General features: G+C 64.1%; 5 protein-coding genes. All 5 read right to left on the bottom strand.

What is annotated here, in order from left to right:
* Positions 1-28 precede the first annotated feature (28 nt).
* Complete coding sequence (locus RUW20_RS17530) at positions 29-874, bottom strand: hypothetical protein (protein ID WP_313953513.1); 846 nt, start codon at positions 872-874, stop codon at positions 29-31.
* 6 nt (positions 875-880) lie between these two features.
* A complete protein-coding gene (locus RUW20_RS17525; protein WP_313953514.1) occupies positions 881-1,345 on the bottom strand; it encodes a conjugal transfer protein TrbH in 465 nt (154 codons plus the stop codon).
* 2 nt (positions 1,346-1,347) lie between these two features.
* Positions 1,348-2,238: a P-type conjugative transfer protein TrbG gene (gene trbG / locus RUW20_RS17520; protein WP_313953512.1), complete on the bottom strand. Its 891-nt coding sequence runs from the start codon at positions 2,236-2,238 to the stop codon at positions 1,348-1,350.
* 13 nt (positions 2,239-2,251) lie between these two features.
* The gene (locus tag RUW20_RS17515) at positions 2,252-3,025 is read right to left on the bottom strand and encodes a conjugal transfer protein TrbF (RefSeq protein WP_313953511.1); all 774 of its coding nucleotides are present in this window, start codon (positions 3,023-3,025) and stop codon (positions 2,252-2,254) included.
* Positions 3,022-5,165, bottom strand: a 2,144-nt coding sequence (locus RUW20_RS17510; RefSeq protein WP_313953510.1) for a VirB4 family type IV secretion/conjugal transfer ATPase, incomplete at its 5' end; no start/stop codon positions are given. The genes RUW20_RS17515 and RUW20_RS17510, both read right to left, overlap by 4 nt.

The raw sequence follows: 5,165 nt of genomic DNA, 5'->3' as shown, positions 1-5,165 counted from the left end.
ACGGCCTCTGCAACCGGCTTAGCGTGCTTTATTTTCCGTTTTCTGAGACGACCCCATACGGCGAACGCGGCGCTTCCGGCTGGGAATCGAGCCTCCAGCGGTCGCCTGCTCCGGTGTTGCCGAACTGCGCAACGCTGTTCTTGCCGCCGCTCGCCGCCGTTGGCAGCAGTTGCGGGGCAGACGAGGCGCTGCTCCCCCCTGCCCCACTCATGCCCTGCAGCTGTGCCAGGCGAGCCTTGTAGGCCGCCGTCGGGTCATCCCGGCCGGCGGCGTCGATCTGCTGCCGCACTGCGGCCAAGCGGGCAATGGCTTCTTCACGACTGCCAGGCGCGCCCGTCATTCCACCCGGTGGCGAGCCGGCACTGCGCGCGGCGACGACCGGCACGGTCGTCCTGGCCTTCACCGCCTCTTCGAGCTGCTGCATCTTCACCATGCGGATACGATCCAACTCATCGTCGCGGGGAGAGCGTTGGAGCGTGCCATCGCCTGTCGAGCGGGGTGGCATCGGCGGTGCGTCGAGGTTTTCCGGGCGGGCAATCGGGATTGCGCCGAGCGGCGTAGCGGGGCCGGCGAGTTCCGGGACTTGTGGTGGCTTTGCGGCTTCGGCCGGGATGATCCCGTCCTTTTGCTTGCCGGCGATCTCGTTGGCGAACAGGCTGCTGTTGCCGCCCTTCTCCTTCGCGCCCTGCTCCGGCTCGTTCTGCTGAGCAGCGCGATCCGCGGCCACCAGGACCATGACGATCAGGAACACGGTCATGACGCCGCCGACGAGGTACACGGGCAGGTTGTTCACCCGGCGCACACCCGACCGCCGGGACACTTCGCCAGGCGAAGCGTCCGGTGACATTTGCTCTTCGGTGAGGTGCTCAGCCATGGTCGCTCACTCCTTCCGCACCCAGGCGCCGGCCGGGGCCACGCTATCGTTCTGCGCCACGTAGGCACGACTCAGAGACTGCGACCCGACCATCACCGTGACGCGGTAGAGGTTCGTGCTGGCCGGCGCGTCGAGCACATAGCGCAGGTTCAGTCCCGGCCCGGCGGTGTTCGGGTTGTCCATCGGCACGGCCTCGTCCGGTTCGAACTCCAGAATGGCGTAGCCCTTGATGCGCAGCGATTCGACCAGTGCGCTGCCGTAGGCGTCGGGCGTCGGCTGGCCGAGGTCGAAGCGGGTGCTCGCCGGTGGGTACAGGACCGTGAGCTGCTTCACCGTGTCCGCGGCGAGCTTTTCATTCAGGGTGGCCGGGGCATTGGCGCCAAGGAAATTGCCGTAAGGCTCGATCGAGGCGCAGCCGGCCAGGCCGGCCAACAGGAACAGGAGGGGCGCGTGGCCCAGGAGCTTGCGCATGGTCATTGCCCCTTCTGGATGGTCACTCGATCCTGGCCGGATCCGACGCCGGCAATCAGGATGGCCTTGTCGAATACGGCATCGACAATGTAGCGGTTGCCCTGCACGCGATAGTTGACCATCACCGTTTCGTCATCGGAGAAAAGGCCGCCGTCCTTGCGTACGACGAGCAGGGTCGGCGCTTCGCCCTGGGCCATCGTCGAGGGCATCTGGATGATCGTCTTGCTGCCGTCGTTGTAGACGCGCAAGGGCTTCCAGGCCGCGCTGCCCGAGACCTCGTAATCGAAGCTCAGGTTGCCCAGGTACTCGCCGGTTTCCGGCAGGGTTCTGTCGCGGTGTTCCCTCACCTCGCGAGTCTTGATCGCTTCCCACTTGGCCATGGCGTCTTCGGGATAGGTAAAGGAGACTTGCGGCATGTAGCGTGTGCGATGCGAGCGCAGCCGCAGGTGATAGGTGCGCCGGTTGGTGGTCACTACCAGGGACGTTTCCAGTCCCACATCCAGCGGCTTTATGATCAGGTGCTGAACCTCGCCGCCACCACTGCCGGTGATCGCCGGTTCAACCGTCCAGCGGGCCGTATCGCCGAGGTTGATCGAGTTGACCTGTTCGCCAGGTTGCAGGGCGACGTCGCACACCTGCAGCACGGCACAAACGATGCTCGGTTGCTGGGCACCGTACAGGAACTTGATCGAGCCGTTAGGCCCAGCCACCGGAGCGGTGCCCGTTCCCCCGGAGGCCTTCCATTTCTCGGCGATGGCAATGGCGACTTTCTCCTGCTTGGTCAGGGTCGGGTTCTTGCCCGAGAAATACAGGTCGGCGAGGTCGTCGCCAGAGGCCGCCAGGGCGACTGCGGGCATGGCGCCCAGGATCATTGCGTAGAGAACCTTCTTCATGGGGGTGCCCCTTTCAAAGCTGTTTCGACCAGGAGAAATCACGGACATAGATTCCCAGCGGGTTGTTGCGCATCTGTTCTTCGCTGGTCTCGGTGGTCGGTTCGACGACATAGATCGTCACCAGGGAGCGCATGCGGAAAGGCTGACCCTTGACGATCCCCTGCCGATCGCGGGTGGTTTCCAGCCAATCGACTTGCCAGGTTTCTGGCGTTTGCGCGAGCACCGAGGCGATCTCGATGCTGACCGTCTCCTTTGCCGCCCGCTTGAACGGGCTGGATTCCTCGCTGCCGTTCAGCCATTCATTCATCCTGGCCGTGGCCGGGTCGTGCGGGGCCAGCATCGAGTACACGCGGAACACGGCCTTGCGCTGCAGGGCCACGTCCGGCGTGACCACGCGCGCGTCGCTGATGAACGCGGCCACCGACGCTTCGATCACCCGCACATCGGCAGGCGCCGCCCGTTCGGCCGGTGCCACCGCGAGCGCCTGCCCGAGCTTGTCGACCTGGACGACGTACGGCACGAACTTCGCCTGGCTGCCAATGTGGATGATCCCGCCGACACCGGCCAGCGCGATCAACAGCGACAGGATGCTCAGCAGTTGCCAGGTCTGACGTGCAGAAACGACGCTGCCGACGTGCTCGTTCCAGGTACGACGCGCAGCCAGGTAGGGGTTCTCGTTCTCGCCGTTACGGCGTCCGCCGATCATCGGTTCATGGGAACGCCGGGGATCGGCGTCGGGAGTGGCTCGCTTGAATGGCCAGCCCTTGAGTTGATCAGCAAAGCTCATGCGGCGACTCCATATTCGCTAAGGTTCAATCCCCTGCCCTGCAGCCACTCATTCACCCAGCCATGGCCAAACTTGGCTTCCAGGTGCTTGATGGTGGCTACCGATTCCTTGTCGGCGGCACCGACAAAGGCCAGGGCCAAGGGCCCCAGGGCGAGGTCGTACAGGCGGCGGCCGTTTTCCGAAACGTAGTAGTACTGACGCTTGGGAATGGCGGTCGCCAGGATCTCGATTTGCCGGGCGTTGAGGCCCATGCGGCGATACAGCGCCGCCGTGTCCTCGTCGCGCGCGTAGATGTTGGGCAGGAAAACCTTGGTCGCCGTCGATTCGACGATCACGTCCAGGATCCCCGAGTTGACCGCGTCGGAGAGGCTTTGCGTAGCCATCAAAACCAGGCAGTTCGCTTTGCGCAGGACCTTGAGCCATTCCCTGATCTTGGCGCGGAACGCCGGGTGTCCGAGCATCAGCCAGGCTTCATCGAGGATGATCACCGCCGGCTGGCCGTGCAGGGCGCGCTCGATTCGCCGGAACAGGTACAGCAGCACCGGCAGCGCGTACTTCTCGCCCAGGTTCATCAACTCTTCGATCTCGAAGACCGTGAAGTCGGAGAGCGACAAGCCGTCTTCCTCGGCGTCGAGCAGGTGTCCCATCGCGCCATCGACCGTGTACTGCCGGATGGCCTCGCGGATCGCCTCGTCCTGGATGGTGACCGAGAACTCGGACAGGGTTCGGCCATCGCTGGAGTGCAGACTGAGGATCGCATTGCCGATTTCGTTGCGCTGCGCGGCCGAGGTATCGAGTCCGTTCAACGCCAGGATGGTGTCGATCCACTCCATCGCCCAGGCACGATCCCCCTTGGTTTCCAGGAACTGCAAGGGGCAGAAGGCCAGCTGTTCATCGTCGGCGGCGACCGTGAAATGCTTGCCGCTGCTGCCCCCGGTCTGGGCGCGGATGGCGGCGGCGAGTGGGTACATCGACATGCCCTTGTCGAAGGCGAAGATCGACATCCCGGCATAGCGGCGCAGCTGTGCGGCGATGATGCCCAGGTGCGTCGATTTGCCAGCGCCGGTCGGGCCGAACATGAAGGTGTGGCCGACGTCGCGCACGTGCAGGTTCAGCCGAAACGGCGTCGCGCCGTGCGTCACGCAGTGCATCAAGGCCGGCGCCAGTGGCGGGTACATCGGGCACGGAGCACCGTCGCTGCCTGTCCAGATCGTGCTCGTCGGCAGCAGATCGGCCAGGTTCATGGTGTTGATGAGCGGCCGGCGAACGTTCTCGACGCCATGCCCGGGCAAGCTGCCGAGATAGGCGTCCATGGTGTTAATGGTCTCGATGCGCGCCGCGAAACCGAGACGGTTGATGGCCTTTTCTACCTGGCGTGCAGACGCTTCAAGACGGGTTCGATCCTCGTCCATGAGCACGACGACGCTGGTGTAATAGCCCTGGGCGACCAGGCCGCTATTCACTTCGGCGATGGCCGCTTCGGCATCGGCGACCATCGAGATCGCATCCTGATCGATGGCCCCGGTGTTGGTGTTGAACACCTGGTCGAAGAAGCCGCGAATCTTCTGCCGCCACTTCTTGCGGAACTTGTCGAGGTGCCGCACCGCCTCGTGCGTATCCATGAAGATGAAGCGTGACGACCAACGGTATTCGCAAGGCAGCTCGCCCAGGGCGGTCAAAATGCCCGGCGTGGACTCCAGAGGGAAGCCTTCGATGGCGACCGCCTGGATGAACTGGCGGCCGACCTTGGGTACCACGCCAGTCCACATTTCCTGCCCGCCAATGAGCGCGTCCAGGTACATCGGATTGGTCGGCAACTGCAGCGGATGATTGACGCCGGTGACGCAGAATTGCAGCCAGCGCAGGAAGTCGTCGTGCGTGACCTGCGAACCGTCCTCGTTGACCACCTTGTGGCCACGCAAGCGTTGGAGAATCACCGCCGCCGACAATCGCGACTCGATGGTGGCGCACTCGCGCTTGAAGAACTCGATCAAGCCTCTCGTGCTGGCCTTCTGATCGGGCGCCTGGGTGTCGTCGTCGAACATCAATTCAACGAACTTGCGCTGCGCGAGCAGCGGCGGGAAATAGGTCAGCGTCAGCACGAAGTAGCCTTCGTACATGGTGCCCAGGCCTTCGAATA

The sequence above is a fragment of the Accumulibacter sp. genome (assembly GCF_032229525.1).
GTDB lineage: Bacteria > Pseudomonadota > Gammaproteobacteria > Burkholderiales > Rhodocyclaceae > Accumulibacter.
Note: the sequence above shows the minus strand (reverse complement) of the source record. Positions and strands in the feature narration are given on the sequence as shown.